This window comes from Comamonas sp. JUb58, assembly GCF_004364775.1.
In the GTDB taxonomy this organism is placed as follows: domain Bacteria; phylum Pseudomonadota; class Gammaproteobacteria; order Burkholderiales; family Burkholderiaceae_C; genus Comamonas.
Genome location: NZ_SOAL01000019.1, coordinates 17,711 through 36,218, shown reverse-complemented (window position 1 = coordinate 36,218; position 18,508 = coordinate 17,711). Strand labels below are relative to the sequence as shown.

Annotated in this window: 15 protein-coding genes; 5 read left to right on the top strand and 10 right to left on the bottom strand. The window is 63.2% G+C overall.

Annotation, left to right across the window (positions count from 1 at the left end; all coding sequences use genetic code 11):
* Window positions 1–2 precede the first annotated feature (2 nt).
* The 3 genes from EDF71_RS19115 to EDF71_RS19105 all read right to left on the bottom strand — a co-directional run bounded on the left by EDF71_RS19115 (window position 3) and on the right by EDF71_RS19105 (window position 3,678).
* Entirely contained in the window at window positions 3–905 is a 903-nt protein-coding gene (locus EDF71_RS19115; protein ID WP_133858148.1) for an ABC transporter permease, read from the bottom strand.
* 27 nt (window positions 906–932) lie between these two features.
* Window positions 933–1,883: an ABC transporter permease gene (locus EDF71_RS19110; protein WP_133858147.1), complete on the bottom strand. Its 951-nt coding sequence runs from the start codon at window positions 1,881–1,883 to the stop codon at window positions 933–935.
* Between the two features lie 124 nt (window positions 1,884–2,007).
* On the bottom strand, window positions 2,008–3,678 hold the full coding sequence (locus EDF71_RS19105; protein ID WP_133858146.1) for an ABC transporter substrate-binding protein: 1,671 nt from the start codon (window positions 3,676–3,678) through the stop codon (window positions 2,008–2,010).
* A 162-nt stretch (window positions 3,679–3,840) separates the two neighbouring features.
* Here EDF71_RS19105 and EDF71_RS19100 point away from each other — a divergent pair, with 162 nt between their 5' ends.
* On the top strand, window positions 3,841–5,097 hold the full coding sequence (locus EDF71_RS19100) for a Zn-dependent hydrolase (protein ID WP_133858145.1): 1,257 nt from the start codon (window positions 3,841–3,843) through the stop codon (window positions 5,095–5,097).
* Here the strand turns inward: EDF71_RS19100 and EDF71_RS19095 are convergent.
* From EDF71_RS19095 to EDF71_RS19085, 3 genes are all read right to left on the bottom strand, one after another.
* Window positions 5,094–5,984 carry an IclR family transcriptional regulator gene (locus tag EDF71_RS19095; RefSeq protein WP_133858144.1) on the bottom strand — a complete coding sequence of 297 codons (891 nt, stop codon included), beginning with the start codon at window positions 5,982–5,984 and terminating at the stop codon, window positions 5,094–5,096. The two genes, EDF71_RS19100 and EDF71_RS19095, sit on opposite strands and share 4 nt — an antisense overlap.
* A gap of 90 nt (window positions 5,985–6,074) precedes the next feature.
* Window positions 6,075–7,592, bottom strand: a complete 1,518-nt coding sequence (locus EDF71_RS19090) for a CoA-acylating methylmalonate-semialdehyde dehydrogenase (protein WP_133858143.1) — start codon at window positions 7,590–7,592, stop codon at window positions 6,075–6,077.
* An 81-nt stretch (window positions 7,593–7,673) separates the two neighbouring features.
* A complete protein-coding gene (locus EDF71_RS19085) occupies window positions 7,674–9,035 on the bottom strand; it encodes an aspartate aminotransferase family protein (RefSeq protein WP_133858216.1) in 1,362 nt (453 codons plus the stop codon).
* Between the two features lie 312 nt (window positions 9,036–9,347).
* Here EDF71_RS19085 and EDF71_RS19080 point away from each other — a divergent pair, with 312 nt between their 5' ends.
* Window positions 9,348–10,955, top strand: coding sequence for an alkaline phosphatase D family protein (locus EDF71_RS19080; RefSeq protein ID WP_133858142.1), 1,608 nt, complete (start codon window positions 9,348–9,350; stop codon window positions 10,953–10,955).
* Window positions 10,956–11,028: 73 nt separating this feature from the next.
* Window positions 11,029–11,433, top strand: coding sequence for a VOC family protein (locus tag EDF71_RS19075; RefSeq protein WP_133858141.1), 405 nt, complete (start codon window positions 11,029–11,031; stop codon window positions 11,431–11,433).
* An 18-nt stretch (window positions 11,434–11,451) separates the two neighbouring features.
* Here EDF71_RS19075 and EDF71_RS19070 read toward each other — a convergent pair whose 3' ends face one another.
* From EDF71_RS19070 to EDF71_RS19055, 4 genes are all read right to left on the bottom strand, one after another.
* Window positions 11,452–12,315 (bottom strand): methylglyoxal synthase, encoded by an 864-nt coding sequence (locus EDF71_RS19070; protein ID WP_133858140.1) that lies wholly within the window; start codon window positions 12,313–12,315, stop codon window positions 11,452–11,454.
* A 171-nt stretch (window positions 12,316–12,486) separates the two neighbouring features.
* Window positions 12,487–13,758 (bottom strand): YeeE/YedE family protein, encoded by a 1,272-nt coding sequence (locus tag EDF71_RS19065; protein ID WP_133858139.1) that lies wholly within the window; start codon window positions 13,756–13,758, stop codon window positions 12,487–12,489.
* A gap of 92 nt (window positions 13,759–13,850) precedes the next feature.
* Window positions 13,851–14,807, bottom strand: a complete 957-nt coding sequence (locus EDF71_RS19060; RefSeq protein WP_133858138.1) for a sulfurtransferase — start codon at window positions 14,805–14,807, stop codon at window positions 13,851–13,853.
* Window positions 14,808–15,056: 249 nt separating this feature from the next.
* A complete protein-coding gene (locus EDF71_RS19055; RefSeq protein WP_133858137.1) occupies window positions 15,057–15,599 on the bottom strand; it encodes a cysteine hydrolase family protein in 543 nt (180 codons plus the stop codon).
* A gap of 473 nt (window positions 15,600–16,072) precedes the next feature.
* Between EDF71_RS19055 and EDF71_RS19050 the strand changes: the two genes are divergently transcribed.
* Window positions 16,073–16,915, top strand: coding sequence for a hypothetical protein (locus EDF71_RS19050; RefSeq protein ID WP_133858136.1), 843 nt, complete (start codon window positions 16,073–16,075; stop codon window positions 16,913–16,915).
* 323 nt (window positions 16,916–17,238) lie between these two features.
* The gene (locus EDF71_RS19045; protein ID WP_133858135.1) at window positions 17,239–18,402 is read left to right on the top strand and encodes an NADH:flavin oxidoreductase/NADH oxidase; all 1,164 of its coding nucleotides are present in this window, start codon (window positions 17,239–17,241) and stop codon (window positions 18,400–18,402) included.
* Window positions 18,403–18,508 lie beyond the last annotated feature (106 nt).

The following is an 18,508-nucleotide window of genomic DNA, read 5'->3' as shown; positions in this document are numbered from 1 at the left end:
GCTTAACCCTTGTTGTCCATGGCCGAGCGCAGGCCATCGGAGAGCAGATTGAAGGAGATGGAGGTGATGAAGATCATCAGCCCCGGCAAGGCTGCCACCCAGGGCTGGGTGTAGATCGCCGTGCGCAAGGTGTTGAGCATCAGGCCCCATTCGGGCTCGGGCGGCTTCACGCCCAGGCCCAGAAACGACAGGCCCGAGGCCAGGATCATCGACACCGCAATCAGGCTGGTGGCGTAGACAAAGATGGGGCCCAGCACATTGCCCAGCACATGCACCCGCACGATGGTGAAGGCGCTCGCCCCGGTGGCGCGCGCCGCCTCCACATAGTCGCGGTTGCGGGCCTGGGCCGTCACGCTCTCGGCCACGCGGGCGATCTGCGGGATGAAGACAATCGTCAGCGACACCAGCGAGTTGAAAATGCCCGCGCCCAACGCACCCGACAGCGCAATGGCCAGCAGCACCGAGGGGAAGGCATAGAACACATCGATGGTGCGCATGATCACCGTGTTGGTGCGGCCACCGGCGTAGCCGGCCACAATGCCGATGCCCGTGCCGATCACAAAGGCCATCAGCACCGGGGTGATGCCCATGAACAGCGACAGGCGCGCGCCCATCATCAGGCGCGACAGCATGTCGCGGCCCAGCTCATCGCTGCCCAGCGGCAGGCCTGTGGTGCCAATGGGCTTGAGCCGCTTGAGCATGGAGGCCAGATAGGGATCGGACGGCGTGATCCAGGGCGCCAGCGCCGCCACCGCAATCAGCAGCAGGATGACGGCGGCCGCGCCCATGGCCACCGGGTCGCGCAGCAGGCGCTGCAGCACCGAGGACCAATAGCCGCGTGAGCGCTGGGCCGGCAGCGGCTGCACCTGGGCCGCTGCAGCATCGGGAAGGGAAAGACTGGTCATGGGGACGGAACCTCCGGGGGTCTGCGCTCAGCGGGCGATGCGGGGATCAAGCAGGGTCTGCACCACATCGATGATGAGGTTGAGCAGCACAAAGAAAACGGCCAGCACCAGGATGGAGCCCTGCAGCAGCGGCAGATCGCGCTGGAAGATGGCCTGGTTCAGCAGAAAGCCGGTGCCCGGCCAGGAGAACACGGTCTCGATCAGGATGGAGCCGCCCAGCAGGTAGCCCAGCTGCAGGCCCATCACCGCCAGCGCCGTGGGCGCTGCATTCTTCAGCACATGGCGGAAGATGCCCAGATGGCCCAGGCCCTTGGCCTTGAGGCCGAGGATGAACTCCTGGTCCAGCAGCTCGGCCACCAGCGCCCGCACGGTGCGCGCAATGATGCCCATGGGGATCACCGACATGGTGATGGCCGGCAGGATCATGAACTGCACATGCGCCCAGTCCCAGGCCCAGTCACCCGAGCCGCCCGGCCCCGCGCCGGTGGCGGGCAGCCACATCAGCTGCGACGAGAAGACGATCACCATCACCATGCCCAGCCAGTAGTGCGGCACGCTGACGCCCAGCATGGACAGCATCGAGCAGCTGCGGTCCACCCAGGAGTTGCGGAAATAGCCCGCCACAAAGCCAAACAGACTGCCCAGCACAAAGCCGATCAAGGTCGCCACCACCGCCAGGCGCAAGGTGTTGACCACGGCGGCCATCACCTCGGTGGTCACCGGCCGGCTGCTGGCAATCGACTGGCCCAGATCGCCCTGCAGCGCGCGCCAGACCCAGCGCAGAAACTGCTCGGGCAGCGGCCGGTTAAAGCCATAGAGCTCGCGCATCTGGGCCTGCAGCTCGGCCGATGCATCGGCGGGCAAGACCGACACCAGGGGGTCACCCGGCGCGATATGCACCAGGGCAAAGCACAGCAGGGCCACGCCCAGCATGATGGGCAGGGTATAGACAATGCGTCTGATCAGGTAGGCAAGCATGGCGGTTCAAAGGTTCGTGGGGAGAGGCGGACCATGCGGGGTCGCACTGATGGGTGGGGCCATCGGCCTGCGGCCGGCATGCAGCGGTGTCTCAGCACCGTCTGCATGCCTGGCGCGGCCCGGCTTACTTCATCGTCATCGTTGCGATATCGATGAACCAGCTTTGCGGCTGCACCACGTTGCCCACCTTGGCGGACATCGCGCGTGGGCCCACATCGTGGGCGACAAACAGGAAGGGCGACTCATCAACCACCAGGGTGTGCAGCTCGGCCAAGGCCTTGTCGCGCTCCTTGGCATCAAAGGTGGTGCGGGCCTTGTCCACCACCGCATCGACCTGCTTGTTGCTGTAGAAGCCCCAGTTGTTGGACAGCGGCGGGAAGGACTTGGTGCTGACAAAACGCACCATCGCAAAGAAGGGGTCCATGGTGGCTGCCGTCACATTGGTGGCGCTGGCCTTGTTGGCACCCGGGTCCTTGGCGCCCAGGCGCCAGCCGGAGAACAGCGTGTTCCACTCCACCACATCGAACTCGACGTCAAAGAAGCATTCCTTGAGGTTCTGCTGGATGAACTCGTTCATCGGCAGCGGCTGCATCTGGCCCGAGCCCGAGGCCGAGGTCTGGATCTTCACCTTGATCGGCTTGCTGGCGCTGAAGCCCGCCTGCGTCATCAGCGCCTGGGCGGCCTTCACGTCGTACTTGATCTGGAAGCTGGGGCTGCCGCGCCAGGGGTGGCCGGGCTCAAAGATGCCGGTGGCCGGCTCCATCTGGCCATTGAGCAACTGCTTCATGCTGGCGCGGTCCACACACAGGTTGGCCGCATGGCGCACACGCTTGTCCAGCCAGGGCGAGCCCTCGACAAAGGAGAACTGCCATGGCCAGATGTGGGGCTGCAGGTTGGAATAGACCTTGAAGCCGCGTGCCTTGATGGCATCGAGCGCATCGGGCGCCGGCGCCTCGATCCAGTCCACTTGGCCGCTCATCAGCGCAGCGGTGCGCGAGTTGGCCTCGGGCAGCGGCAGCAGCACCACCTTGTCGATGGTCGGCGTACGCTTGGGGTCCCAGTAGCTGGCGTTCTTCACCATCTCAAAGCGCTCGCGCGGCACCAGGCGTGCACCCTTGAAGGGGCCGGTGCCCGAAGGATCAGCCGCAAACGCCGTCCAGGCGGCCTTGCTGCGCTCGGCCTTGCCGCTGACGGAGGCCGGCACCGCCGCCAGCTTCTTGGCCCAGTGCGCGGGCGAGGCCATGAACAGATTGCTCAGGTTGATCGGCAAGAAGGAATCGGGCTCGGTGGTGGTCAGCTCCACCGTCAGGTCATCGATCTTCTTGGCGGACTTGAGCGTAGGCATGCGCGATGCGGTCACGCCCACCTGGGCCGGGTCAAACTGCTCGGCCTCCTTGTCCAGCACCTTGTTCACGTTCCAGACCACCGCATCGGCCGTGAAGGCGCTGCCGTCGTGGAACTTGACACCGGGGCGCAGCTTGAACAGCCACTTGGTCTTGTCCTTGGCATCCACCTCCCAGGACAGCGCCAGGCCCGGCACCAGCTCGCTGGGCTTGTCAGCCTTGCTCAGGTCCCACTGGGTCAGCGCGTCGTACATCGGAATGCCGGTGAAACGGTTGCCTTCAAAACCCTGGTCCGGCTGGCCCGAGGTGCGCGGGATATCGCCCGCAGTCATCGCAATGCGCAGCACCTTTTCCTGGGCCATGGCAGCACCAGCGCCCAGCGCCAGGGTGACAGCCAGAGCCAGGCTTTTGAGCGCGGGACGGGAGAAGGAGAAACCGGAAGACGCTTGCATCACAGGACCTTTCCAAGGAGTGGGGGGATGACAAGTCCAAAGCAAGCTGCGTGCCACATCACACATATCGTTTATCGATACAAGTGATTGATTCATCGATATTTTTGGCATGCTTTATGCGAACGCTCTGCGCATTGTTCGCCCAACCCAAGGAGTAGCCGCATGACCCCAATAGACAGCCTGCGCATTGATGAAAACCGCCTCTGGCAATCGCTGATGGCCCTGGCCCAGATAGGGGCCACGCCCAAAGGCGGCGTCTGCCGCATTGCCTTGACCGACGAGGACAAGGCCGGCCGCGACCAGGTGGTGCAGTGGTTCCGCGACGCAGGCCTGCAGGTGCGCGTGGACGAAGTGGGCAATGTGTTTGGCCGCCGCGCCGGCAGCGATCCGCAGGCACGCGCCGTGGCCACCGGCAGCCATATCGACACCCAGCCCACGGGCGGCAAGTTCGATGGCAACTACGGCGTGCTCGCCGGGCTGGAAGTGGTGCGCACGCTCAACAGCCACGGCATCCAGACCGTCGCGCCATTGGAAGTGGCTTTCTGGATGAACGAGGAAGGCACGCGCTTCACGCCGGTGATGATGGGCTCTGGTGCATTTGCGGGAATTTTTGGTGCAGACCACATCCGCTCGCAACAAGATGGTGCAGGCCTCAGCGTCGGCGATGAGCTGGCCCGCATTGGCTACCTGGGCGATGTGGCCTGTGGCGATGTGCCCGGTGGCGCCTTTGCCGCTTACTTTGAAGCGCATATCGAACAAGGCCCGGTGCTCGAAGCCTATGACAAGCCCATCGGCATCGTCAGCGGCGCGCTGGGCCAGCAGTGGTATGACGTGACCGTTACCGGCATGGACGCCCATGCCGGCCCCACGCCAATGAACCTGCGCCATGACGCAATGCTGGCCGCTGCCCGTATGGTCGAAGCCGTCAACCGCATTGCGCTGGACCAGGCCCCACACGGGCGCGGAACCGTCGGCCATCTGCAGGTGCTGCCCAACTCGCGCAATGTGATCCCCGGCCAGGTCAAGTTCAGCGTCGACTTTCGCAACCTTTCACAGACGGGGCTGGATGCCATGGACGCCGCCATGCGCGCAGAGTTTGCGCGGCTGGCCGCGCAGTGCCAATGCCAGGTGGAGATCACGCAGGTAGTGCGCTTTGCGCCCTGCATCTTCCACCCCGACTGCGTGGCCAGCGTGCGCGGCGCGGCCGATCGCCTGGGCTATGCGCACATGGAGGTGGTCAGCGGCGCCGGGCACGACGCCGTCTATGTGCACAGCGTGGCGCCCACCGCGATGATCTTTGTGCCCTGCAAGGACGGCATCAGCCACAACGAGATCGAGGACGCCAAATCCGAGCACCTAGCCGCTGGCTGCAATGTGCTGCTGCATGCGATGCTGGCGCATGCCGGGGTGGCCGCCTAATCGGCTGGTAATAGCTGGGACACCGCCCGCGCGCATTCGATCACCAGCGGCGCCAGCGCCTGCTGGGCATCGGCCATGTTCCAGCGGCTGGTGGGCGGCGCCAGGTGGATGGCGCCCACCACCACGCCGCGCGCATTGAACACCGGCGCGGCAATGCCCATGTCGCCCAGAAACAGCTCTTCGCAGTTGGTGGCATAGCCCGTCTGCTGGCACTGCACCAATTGCGCCATGACGGCATCCACCGTCGTCAAGGTGGCGCGCGTGCGTGCCGGCATGGGCGCCTGCTGCAGCAGTGCCTGGGCCTGCGCAGCCGGCAGCTGGCTCAGGTAGGCGCGGCCGCAGCTGCTGGCATACAGCGGCACCTGGGTGCCCACCGGTGTCAGCACCGGGATGTGTTGGGTCGTCAGCACCTGGGCCAGGTAGACCATGTGCGTGCCCGCAGGCTCGGACAAGGTGGCCGTCTCACCGCTTTGCCGCGCCAGCTGCGCCAGGTAGGTGTGGGCGGCGCTGATCATCGGATGCGCATCCAGGTAGTTGAAGCCCAGCTCCACCACACGCGGCAGCAGCACAAAGCGCCGCGTGCTCGGGTGCTTGCCGATATAGCCCAGCGCCTGCAAGGTATGCACCGAGCGCTGCGCCGAGGCCTTGGTCATGCCGGCAGCCTGCGCAATCTCGGCCAGGGTCATGCTGCGGTGCGCCGCATTGAAGGCGCGCAGCACCTGCAGGCCCTTGGCCAGCGAGAGGTTGAACAGGCTGTCGGAAGCTGGCTCAGACAAAGACGCCACCGGTGGGTAGGCCGGTGGCGTGTCTGGGGAGGTGCTGGGGGCGGCAGCTTCGGCAGAAGCTGCGGTGTCCGAAGTTCGGTGGTGGTCGGTGCTGGTGCGCATGGTGCGAAGGCTGGGGGCAAAGGCCTCAGCCTTCGCAAGAAACGCACCAACTTGCAGCCGGGCCCGTTGCCGGGCGGCTGCATGCCGGTCTTAGCGGCTGCTGGGGAAGCTGAACACCGCGCCATCGCGCACACCGGCGCTGGGCCAGCGCTGGGTGATGGTCTTGCGCTTGGTGTAGAAGCGCACGGCATCGGGGCCGTAGGCATGCAGATCACCAAACAGGCTGCGCTTCCAGCCGCCAAACGAGTGGTAGGCAACCGGCACAGGCAGCGGCACATTGATGCCGACCATGCCGACCAGAATGTGGTCGCTGAAGTAGCGCGCGGCTTCGCCATCGCGGGTGAAGATGCAGGTGCCGTTGCCGTACTCATGCGCATTGATCAGGTCCATCGCCTCTTGCAAGGTCTTGACCCGCACAATGCCCAGCACCGGGCCAAAGATCTCTTCCTGGTAGATCTTCATGCCGGGGCGCACGTTGTCGAACAGGCAGGGGCCGAGGAAGTAGCCGTCCTCATGGCCAGCCACCTGCAGGCTGCGGCCGTCGATCAGCAGCTTGGCGCCCTCTTCCACACCGCTGTCCACATAGGCCTTGACCTTCTCGAAATGCGGCTTGGTGATCAGCGGACCCATGTCGTTGCTGTTGTCGGTGCCCGGGCCCACCTTCATCTTGGCGATCTCGGCACTCAGGCCGGCGATCATCTGGTCGGCCACCTCATCGCCCACGGCCACCACCAGCGGCACGGCCATGCAGCGCTCGCCGCAGCTGCCGTAGGCGGCGCCCATCATCGCGGTCACGGCGTTGCTGATGTCGGCATCGGGCATCACCACCGCATGGTTCTTGGCACCACCCAGCGCCTGCACGCGCTTGCCGCTCTTGCAGCCTTCGCCGTAGATGTACTCGGCAATCGGGGTCGATCCCACAAAGCTCACGGCCTTGACGCGCGGGTCATGCAGCAGGGTGTCGACTGCTTCCTTGTCGCCATTGACGACGTTGAGCACGCCCGGTGGCAGGCCGGCTTCTTGCGCCAGCTGGGCAATGAAGAGCGCGCTGGTCGGGTCGCGCTCGGAGGGCTTGAGCACAAAGGTATTGCCGCAGGCCACGGCCATGGGCCACATCCACAAAGGCACCATCGCGGGGAAGTTGAAGGGCGTGATGCCGGCCGTCACACCCAGCGCCTGGAACTCGCTCCAGCTGTCGATGTTGGGGCCCACATTGCGGCTGTGCTCACCCTTGAGCAGCTCAGGCGCGTAGCTGGCGAACTCGACGTTCTCGATACCGCGTTGCAGCTCGCCATGCGCATCGGCCAGCACCTTGCCGTGCTCGGCGGTGATCATCGCGGCGATCTTGTCGGCGTTCTGCTCCAGCAGCACCTTGAGCTGGCCCATGATGCGCGCGCGCTTGAGCGGCGGCGTATTGCGCCAGGCGGGGAAGGCCTTTTCGCCAGAGGCAATCGCGGCCTCCACCGTGGCCTTGCTGGCCAGCTCCACGCTCACGGTCGATTGGCCCGTTGCCGGGTTGAACACCGGCTGCGTGCGGCCGCCATCATGCACGATCTTGCCGTCGATCAAATGGCCTACGGTGGCCGTCACATTCTTGTCGTGATTCATGTCAGTCTCTCTTGGGTTCAATTCAAAAACAGCACCGGCGCCAACGTAGTGGCGCCAGATAGCACATAGCTCTTACGGGTGTCAGTTGGTCTCAGCCAGCGCATCACCCAGCGCGTTGATCAGGCGGTCGATCTCGGCCTTCTCGCTGATGAAGGGCGGCGCCAGCTGGATGGTGTCGCCACCATAGCGCACGTAGAAGCCTTTTTCCCAGCACTTCATCGCGATCTCATAAGGGCGCTTGGCGGGCTCGCCTGGCAAGGCCGCAATCGTGAAGCCTGCGGCCAGACCGTAGTTGCGGATGTCGGCCACATGCTTGGCACCCTTGAGGCTGTGCACGGCGTTTTCAAAGTAAGGCGCCAGCGCCTTCACGCGGCCGGGCATGTCTTCCTTCTCCAGAATGTCCATCACCGCCAGGCCTGCCGCGCAAGCGACGGGGTGGGCCGAGTAGGTGTAGCCGTGGGCAAACTCCAGCATGTACTCGGGGCCGCCTGCGGCCATGAAGGTGTCGTAGATTTCCTTGGTCACCACGCAGCCACCCAGCGGCTGGGCGCCATTGGTCACCTGCTTGGCAAAGTTCATGATGTCGGGCACAACGCCAAAGGCTTCGGCACCGGTCCAGGCACCGCAGCGGCCAAAGCCGGTGATGACTTCATCAAAAATCAGCAGAATGCCGTTTTGCGTGCAGATCTCGCGGATGCGTTCCAGGTAGCCCTTGGGCGGGATCACCACGCCGGCCGAGCCCGAGAACGGCTCCACAATCACCGCGGCGATATTGCTGGCGTCATGCAGCGCGATCACATCGAGCAGCTTGTCGGCCAGCGCGCGGCCGCCTTCATCGGACATGCCCTTCTGGAAGGTGCCGGCGGGTGGCTGGGTGTGGGGCAGGTGGTCGGCCACAATGCCCTGGCCAAACATCTTGCGGTTGCCGGCAATGCCGCCCACCGAGATGCCGCCGTAGTTCACACCGTGGTAGCCCTTCTCGCGGCCTACCAGCACGGTCTTGCCAGCCTGGCCCTTGAGGCGCCAGTAGGCGCGCACCATCTTCAGCGAAGTGTCGGCCGCTTCCGAGCCCGAGCCGGTGAAGAACACATGGTCCAGACCGGCGGGCGTGTGCTCCTTGATCTTGTTGGCCAGCGCGAACGATGCCGGATGGCCAAACTGGAAAGCGGGTGCGTAATCCAGCTGCAACGCCGCCTTGCCGATCGCCTCGGCCACTTCCTTGCGGCCATGGCCAATGCCCGAGCACCACAGGCCCGAGAGGCCGTCAAAAATCTTGCGGCCATCGCCATCGGTGTAGTAGGCGCCCTGGCCGCTGACGATCATGCGCGGCTGCGCCTTGAAGTTGCGGTTGCCGGTAAAGGGCATCCAGTGCGCGTCCAGCCAGGCTGCATCAGTGCGCAGCGCGGAGCCTGCTTTTTGGTCGTCGATCTGCACAAAGCTCATGGTTTTCTCCTTGGAACGGCGGCGTCCCATGTTTTCCAGTGTTGATGTGCCATTGTGGGCCGGTTTTTTTCTTATTCAAATATTGACATATCAAAGCTCACTTGCGGAATTTTGCAAGTAATGCGGGTGACAAAACCGGGCGGAATGCGGCTGCCCAGCGCGGGTCTCTGCCGTTCTCAGTGGTAGAAATTGCTATTAATACCATAGCTCTCATCGTTGATGAATGAATCATTTACAGGCTGTTTCAGGCTTCATCCCGGCGTCATCTCTGCGGGCTATCTTGGCGTTTTTGTTGCCAGCGGTACCGCCACCATGAGCTCCCACGACTCTTACGCCCGCCGCCGCTTTCTGCTCTCTTCCAGCGCCATCGCAGGCACGGGCCTGCTGCCCGGCATCCTGCGTGCGCAAACGGCACCTGCCGCCATCACCCGGGATGCGGCGCGGCCACTGCTGCTGTCGGGCCTGCAAAGCGGCGATGTGCTGGCCAACAGCGCCATCGTCTGGGCGCGGGCCAGCCGCGAGGCGCGCATGCGGGTGGAGTGGTCCACCACCAGCCACTTTGCCCAAAGCACCCTGGTGCGCGGCCCCGATCTGCTGCCCGATACCGATGGCACCGGCCGCGTCGATCTGCAGGGCCTGCCCGCCGGGCAGGACATCTTCTACCGCGTGCTGCTCGATGACCTGGCCAGCAGCAACACCCGCAGCCCGGCAGTGCTGGGGCATTTCCGCACCCCGCTGGCCAGCCAGGGCCCTGCCAGCCGCCCTTTCCGCCTGGTGTGGAGCGGCGACACCGTCGGCCAGGGCTATGGCATCAACGAGGGCATCGGCGGCATGCGCATCTATGACGAGATGCGCAAGACCAACCCCGATGTCTTTCTGCACAGCGGCGACACCATCTACGCCGACGGCCCCATCGCCGAGACGGTCGCCCTGCCCGATGGCAGCACCTGGAAGAACCTGGTCACGCCCCAGGTCGCCAAGGTGGCCGAAACGCTGGACGAGTACCGGGGCCGCTACCGCTACAACCTGATGGACCAGAACGTGCGCGCACTGGGCAGCGAGGTGGCGCAGATCTGGCAGTGGGATGACCACGAGGTGACCAACAACTACTCGGACAGCAAGAGCGTTGCCAACGACAAGCGCTATTCAGAAAAGAATGTGCAGCTGCTCACCGCCCGGGGCCACCGCGCCTTTATGGAATACGCGCCCATGCGCCCCTTTGGCGCGGCCGAGCAGCAGCGCGTGTACCGCCACCTGCCGCAAGGCCCGCTGGCCGACATCTTTGTGCTGGACATGCGCAGCTACCGGGGCCCCAACAGCCACAACCTGCAGACGCTGGAAAGCGCCGAGACCGACTTCCTCGGGCGCCCCCAGCTCGACTGGCTGCTGGCCGGCCTGAAGGCCAGCACCGCCACCTGGAAGCTGATTGCCGCCGACATGCCCATCGGCCTGTTTGTGCCCGACGGCAAGGACGCCGAAGGCCGCGACCAGTGGGAGGCCATTGCCAATGGCGAACACGGCGTGCCCAAGGGGCGCGAGCTGGAGATGGCGCGCCTGTTGAAGGGCATCAAGGATGCCGGCATCCGCAATGTTGTCTGGCTGACCGCCGATGTGCACTACACCGCCGCCCACCACTACAGCCCCGAGCGCGCGCAGTTCAAGGATTTCGCACCGTTCTGGGAATTCGTCTCCGGCCCCCTCAATGCCGGCGGCTTTGGGCCCAACGAGGCCGACCAGACCTTTGGCCTGGACGTTGTCTTCCACAAGGCGCCACCCAAGGCCAACTCGGCCCCAAGCGAGGGCTACCAGTTCTTCGGCCAGCTCGACATCCACCACCAAAGCCGGGCGCTGACCGTGGTGCTGAAGGACCTGCAGGGTGCCGCGCTCTACACCAAGACATTGGAGCCGCAGCAGGCCTGAGCGGCGGGCCTCCGCTGCAAGGCGGAGCTTGGGCGCATACTGCGCCCTTAAGTCCATCTTTGGAGCAAGCCCCATGCCTACCACCACCTCACTGGTCGATGCCCTCGACCACCTGGTGCTCACCGTGCAGAGCATCCCCCGCAGCATTGCCTTTTACGAGCGGGTGCTGGGCATGGAGGCCAAAGAGTTCAAGCCAGGCCGTTATGCGCTGCACTTTGGCCGGCAAAAGATCAACCTGCACGAGGTGGGCCATGTGGTAGACCCGAACGTGAAACATGCAACGCCAGGCTCTGCCGATGTCTGTTTTCTGACCCGCATGCCCTTGGCCGAGGTCATTGCCCATTTGCAGCGCGAGCAGGTCGCCATCGTGCAGGGGCCGGTGCGGGCTACTGGTGCGCAGGCCACGCTCCAATCGTTGTACTTCTACGACCCCGATGAGAACCTGATCGAGGTCGCCAACGAGGTGCAGGCAGGCTGATGGCTAGCGCGCTAGAACTTAGCGCTTGACCGCCGCATCGCACCAGCGCTGGGCCACGGCGGGCGATGTCATGCACACCACCTCCTGGGTGACGGTCGTCACCGCTCGTTCCAGCAGCTGGATATCGGCCTCATGCTGGCGTGCCACATGCGGGTCTTCAAAGAAGATCGCGCGCTGGCAGCGGCGCTCCAGCACCAGGTCGGCGATTTGCGCATCTCCCCCCAACGGGCCGCTGTTGAAACGATCCACCCAGGGCTTGTCGGCAGGCCAGCCCTTGCTCCAGGCCAGCTCATTGAGCTTTTGGCCGGTGGTGCCGGTGCCCACGCGGCGGCGGTAGCGCGAGAGCAGCGCAAAATTGCGCTCGCAAAAGTCCAGCATCGCCGGCTTCATTGCATCGTGGGCAATCAGTGCCAGGGTCTGGTTGCCGTAGTCGTGCAGGCGGTCGGCCTGGCGGTCGGGCGCCAGCCCGGCGTGGATGCGCTCCATCTCCACCCAGTCGCGGGCGCTGGCTGCCGTCGAGATAAAGGGCTTGCCGTGGATCACGCACTGGCGCTTCAAGGCCAGCGCTTCGGGGAAGATCGAGGACGGGTCCACCGGGTCGATCAGGTAGATGGCGCCGTCGAGCACGCGGTTGTCGCCCGGCATGCCCACCACCTCGGCCACCAGCTTCATCAGGCCGCCTTCGCGGCCATAGGGGTAGCGCACCAGGCCCTTGTGGCCCTTAAGCATTTCTGCCGCTGCAATCGCGTCATAGGTGCGGCCCACCGCATGGAACCCGATGTTCAGCTCGCGAATCCCCTGCTCGCAGGCGCGCAAAAAGCTGAACAGTGCAGCATCCTCGTTCTGGTGGTGCAAACGGTTGGCGGCAAGGCCTAAAAGCATGGTCTATCCCGTGGGTGTGGCAAGCGAGTGGAAAGCATAGCGCCAAATCCGCAGCGCCGGTATGACAGCCGACTGGCGCAGTGGCTCAATGCACTAGCAAATACATAGCACCAAACCGCTACACCACGGGTATCCAGCTTCCTTTAGCGCGCCATCCCACCGACCACCGCATCAGGCCCGGCTGGTCCACCAGGTCTGCCACCGGAACCCCAGCCATAGCACCAGCAGCATGGCCGCGCCAAACACCCAGCCGCTCAGCGCTCCGGCCATGCCGCCCGACAGCAAGGTGCCGACGGTGCAACCAATGCCTGTCATGGCACCCCAACCCAGCAGCAGCCCGCCGAGCACACCCCGGCCCGCATCGCGCCCGGTAGGCAGGCGCGGCTGGAACTGGCGGCTGGCAAAGGCGGCGATAAAGGCGCCGGCCAGCAAGCCCAGCAGCACCAGCGCATTCGGCGTGGCCCAGGTCGCAGCCGGCAAGGTGGCGCAGCCGGCAAAGCCATCCAAGCCATTGAGGCGGTCAGGTACCCAGCCCTGGCCTTGCAGCGCGCCGCGCACCTGGCTGCCGATCAGGGCCGTCACGCCCAGCGGCCGCATGCGAACAATGGCAGCGGTGGCGATCAGGCCCACCAGCAGGCCGCCCAAGGCATAGTTCCAGCGCCCTTGCCACAGGCTGTGCCACAGCGCGGGCAGGCTGCGCGGCGCAGCCGCTGTGGGCGCTGTAGCCAACGGCAGGCTGCGCTTGCGCTGCTGCACATGGCGCTGCCACACCCAGGCCGCCCAGGCCGCCAGCACGCCCAGCTGCAGCAGCAGCGCGCCGCCATAGCCCAGTTGCTGCGGCAGCCAGATGACGGGCGCATCGGCCACCGCCAGGCTGTAGAGCGGGTTCCAGGTCTGAAAGCCCAAGGCAAAGCCCAGCGCCGTACCCAGCAGTGCAAATGGCGATGCCGCCGACCCCTCGGCCAGCCGGTACCAGTGCGCGCTGATGCAGGAGCCCGACACCAGCATGCCCGCCCCAAAGGCCAGGCCCGCCAGCACCAGCACCCAGCTGACCGGGCCAATGTGCATATCGGGCGGCAACTGCCCCGCCTGCGGGTTGGGCAGCCAGCTGCTCTGCACCACCGTCATGCCCACCAGCCCCACGGCCAGCGCCAGCATGATCGCCAAAATCCCGCGCGGGTCATCGCGCTGCAGCCAATCGCGCGCATGGCAATAAAAGCAAAAGCGCGAGCGCTGCAGCACCACACCCAGCGCCAGCCCAATCGCCAGTGCAAACACGAGGGTGCGGCCGCCATCGCGCTGCAGCAAGGCTTGCTGCAATGGCCACAGCGCCAGCAGCAATACCGCCGCTGCCACGGGCTGCCAATAGGCGCTGATGCCCCCGGCCGCACGCTGCCCGACTGCAGTGCCCGCGCCCCCCAAACCCAAGCTGGAATCAGTCATGGCCATCCATCCAAAAAAATGCCCGCGCTAGGCGGGCAGTGAACACAGGACCAAGGCCCATGCGGAGACATTCAATACATTCAGGATTGGGCTTACTTGGCAGCCCAGATCGTGCCGGCCGGGTTGCTGATCGGCACGCCGACGCTGTTGCCGTATTCGGTCCAGGAGCCGTCATAGTTCTTCACTTGGTAGCCCAGGATTTTGCTGAGCGCAAACCAGGTGTGGCTGCTGCGCTCGCCAATGCGGCAGTAGGTGATGATGGGCTTGCTGCCGTCTATGCCGGCATCGGCATAGAGCTTTTGCAGATCGGCCCGCGATTTGAAGGTACCGTCTTCATTGACCGCCTTGCCCCAGGGCACATTCACCGCGCCAGGGATATGGCCTGCCCGGATCGACAGCTCGGGCACACCGGCAGGTGCAAACACCTTGCCCTGGTATTCATCGGCCGAGCGGATATCCACCAGCTGCGTGGCGCCCTTGGTCTCTACCGCTGCCAGCGCATCGCCCAGGCGGGCCCGCAGATCGGTGTTGACCTGGCCCACGCGGTAGTTGGTGGTGGCGTAGTCCGGCGCGCGGTTGTTCAGCGCGCGGTTCTCGGCCTCCCACTTCTTGCGGCCGCCATCGAGCAGCTTCACGTTCTTGACGCCATACACATCAAACACCCAGGCGCCCCAGGCCGCAAACCAGTTGTTGGTATCGCCGTAGAGCACGACGGTGGTGTTGTCGCTCACGCCGCCCTTGGACAGCAATTGCTCGAACGCCTCCTTGCTGACAATGTCGCGGCGCACCTTGTCATTGAGGTCGTTGTGCCAGGAGAAGTTGACCGCCCCGGGAATATGCGCCCGCTCATACAGCCCCGGGTTCACGCTCACCTCGATCACCCGCACATCGGGCCGCTGCAGGTTGGCAGCCAGCCATTCGGTGCTGACCAGCGCGCCCGAGGGCACCGCCTGCGGCGTGTTGGCAAAGGCAGGGCTTGCGCCCCAAACGGTTGCCGCGATGGTGCCGGCAATCAAAACGCGCCAAGGCGCTGCTGTGCGGATAGTCATGCTGTGTCGTCCTTCAGTACATGGGAGAAAAGGCTGCCATCACGGCAGGGCCTGCTTGCACTGTGCATGTTGCAAGCAGCTACTCCAACTGAGGAATGCGCAGATGCATATGTGATCTGCGCGCTTGACAGGGGACAAGCATGAACGACATCGGTGCAGCGCCAGTGTGCACTGGGCTGGGCTGCTTCGACTTTGGGAGCTAGAACGCCTCCTTAGCGCCTTGGGCTAACCCCGGCCAAGCCGGGTTTCTCAAGCCTGGCTGACCGAATCCGCCCACTGCTGCGCCGTCTGCAGCCGCGCACGCGGGCCAAAGCTGCTGGTGCTGCTGAGGGTGATGTTGTGGTGCGCAATCACCTGCTGCGGCGTGACGGCGGCATTGCCGCAAGTGGTGTGCGCATCCTCCAGCAGCACCACTGGGTAGCCATGGCGCAGCGCCGCGCGCGTGGTCACATCCACGCAGTACTCCGTGTGCATGCCGCCAATCACCAGCTCCTGCACACCCAGGTTTTGCAGCATGGGCAGCAGGTCGGTCTTCCAGAAGGCATCGCCGGTGGTTTTGTCCAGGGTCAGGTCAGCGCTGTCCACCTGCAGGCCATCGGCCAACTGCCATCCGGGCGTGCCCGCTTCCAGGCCAGGCTCGGCGTGGCGCACCCAGATGATGGGGGTGTTGGCCTGGCGCGCGGCGGCGGTGACCTGGTTGATGCGGGCGATCAGGCTGGGGCAATCCCAGGCGGCGTTGGGGCCGGTGCAGAGGGATTGTTGGATGTCTATGAGGAGGAGGGCGGTGGACATGGGGTTTCGATAGGCCAGATTTAAATATCTGATGAAGGTCAGCGAAGAATGATTGCCATATTTGAGTATACATTGAGCCGGATTATAGATATCCAGCAGATACCAAATTAAACCTTTTATTAGGAAGATGGCAGGACAACGGATCTATCATATTTAAGCAAATGGTTATATTTGCACAGAAAACCTACAAAGCTACATCAGTATACAAAAATACTTATACTGCAGATTGATAGCTAAATTCATTTAATCCGCAGCACGCATGCATATCGACAACCATCGAAAATGACGTCTTCATGCACAATAAATGTGAACTCTATTCGATACAAAGGTATCTCAAAACAGACTCCCCCACCCTCTCAATACCATATCATAGAAATGAGATCAAGTGGCAGTACACTTGCTTGTGCAAACGCTTCAAACAGCCATGAAAAATTTACCATTCAAAACCTTTTCAACACCACACAGATGGTTTGATGGCAACTATGCGTAATCATAAAAAACAAACGATTGTCGTTACATTTATTGTGGGAATACTTATTTTGGGAAGTATTTTTTCACTTGTCACCAATGATGCCATTCAAGACGAATCTCCTATTCACTGTCTGTCAGCCCAAGATGCCAGCAAGCTACTGACCAATAATCTTCCTCACCCAATCGCTGACGCGCCTTTGCGAGAAGCAGATCCATCGGCCTTGCAGACCCTTAGACAAATGAAACGAGACAGGCTTTTTGACTATTCGAGATCAGGCAACTTCGCAGATACCCACCAGACTTTAAAAACTGCATTAGCCGATGACCTGATCAGTGAAAAGGAATACTATGGGGAGCTCGCACACATGCTCCATGCACCTGTTGCAAATGCCCATAATATCATTGCAGAAATCATCAAATCCAACAATGATTATGGATTTGAAGTGATGGTATCAAACCTTCAAGAAAATTATGAATTAGCAAAATCCATGAATGCAGATGAGCGCCAAGACGTTTTCGAACTATTGAACAAAAACAAACCCGAGATGGTCAGCGACATGAGCCTCTTAGGCGTTGGCAGCGTTTCAAAATACACCAGCTGGGTTGGTTCGCTGAAAGCTTTTTCGACTGAAGAAGCATTCGTCAAAAACCTTAACGATCTTATTGAAAATAGAATTTCAGATCCCCGAGAAGCGTTTGGCCTGTACGAGATTATTGTAAAAAAGAACTATGCTGAAAAAGTAAGCAACTCAGCATTGAGAAAATACAACTTTCTCATATCAACCTACAAAGAGAGCTATCCCGAGAACAGGATGGCGGAGTTGGTTTCTTCCGGTCATTGGTGAACCTGCGTTCTGCGCAGGAATGGCTTCCAGCGCAACGTCCACCAAGCGGCCTACCGGCAAGTATTTCGCCGTGCACCAGCTCTGCATGCGTACCAGTTCATCGCTGTATGCAGAACCCGCTTTCAGAGTTCGGCACCCTCCAGCCTTGCGGTCTTCTCATGTCCCCAACAGGTCACCCGGTGCCAATCCCTCCCAGCACCCAGGTCGGAATATAGGACTACGCTGTATGCCGTTCCAGCAGTCTGTCGATGCATCCCGCCTGCGCCACCTTTGACGCACGGGATCATCCACATCCGCAGCGCAAACCAACCGGACACCCACCCATGCAAAGAACCACCGACCCATCACTCACCCCCACCAGCACCGCAGCCCCCTCGCAGCTGTTCCAGCCCCTCACCCTGTCCCAGCTCACCCTCCCCAACCGCATCGTCATCGCCCCGATGTGCCAGTACTCGGCGCAAGAGGGCAATGCCAATGACTGGCATTTGATGCACTACGGCAGCCTGGCGGTATCGGGCGCGGGCATGCTGGTGCTGGAGGCCACGGCGGTGTCGGCGGTGGGGCGTATTACCGATGCGGACCTGGGCATTTATTCGGACGACAACCAGCAGGCGCTGGGGCGGCTGATGGGGTCGCTGCGCAAGATCTCGGCCATTCCGGTCGCTATCCAGTTGGCCCATGCGGGCCGCAAGGCGTCCAGCCATTTGCCTTGGGAAGGCGCTGCGCAGATTGCGCCCGATGCGCCCCGGGGCTGGGTGGCGCAGGCACCTTCGGCGATTGCCCATGCGGCGGGCGAGGTGCCGCCGGCCGAGATGAGCCCTGCCGAGCTGGCAGAGGTGAAGGATGCGTTTGTGGCAGCGGCCAAGGCGGCCGATGCGCTGGGCATCGATGGCATCGAGATCCACATGGCCCATGGCTATTTGCTGCACGAGTTCCTCTCGCCCCTATCCAACACCCGCAGCGATGCCTACGGCGGCAGCCTGGAGAACCGCCTGCGCTACCCGCTGGAGGTGTTTGCCGCCGTGCGCGCGGCCGTGCCTGCGGCCAAGCCGGTGTGGGTGCGTATCTCGGCATCGGATTGGGCGCCGGGTGGTTGGGATATCGATGGCTCGATCGCGCTGGCCCAAGGGCTGAAGACGCTGAGTTGCAGCGCCATCCATGTGTCCTCGGGCGGGCTGTCGACCGCCCAGCAGATCCCCGTGCAGCCGGGCTATCAGGTGGGTTTTGCCGAGGCCATCAAACAGGCCACCGGCCTGACCACGATGGCCGTCGGCTTGGTGACCGAGCCTGCGCAGGCCGAGCACATTGTGGCCTCGGGCCAGGCCGATGCGGTCGCCATTGGCCGCGCTGCCTTGTATGACCCGCGCTGGCCCTGGCATGCGGCCGCCAGCCTGGGCGCGCAGGTGGATGCACCGCGCCAGTACTGGCGCAGCCAGCCGCGGGAGTACAGCAAGCTTTTCCGTGGCGCAGCAGTAGGCGTGCGCTAAGAGCCACTCACACAACCCTTGATACGTCGTTGCCTCGCCGGCCGCGCCAAGCCTTGTCGTACTTCTGTACTGCCTGCGGCTTGGCGCCTAGTCTCAACCGCAAACC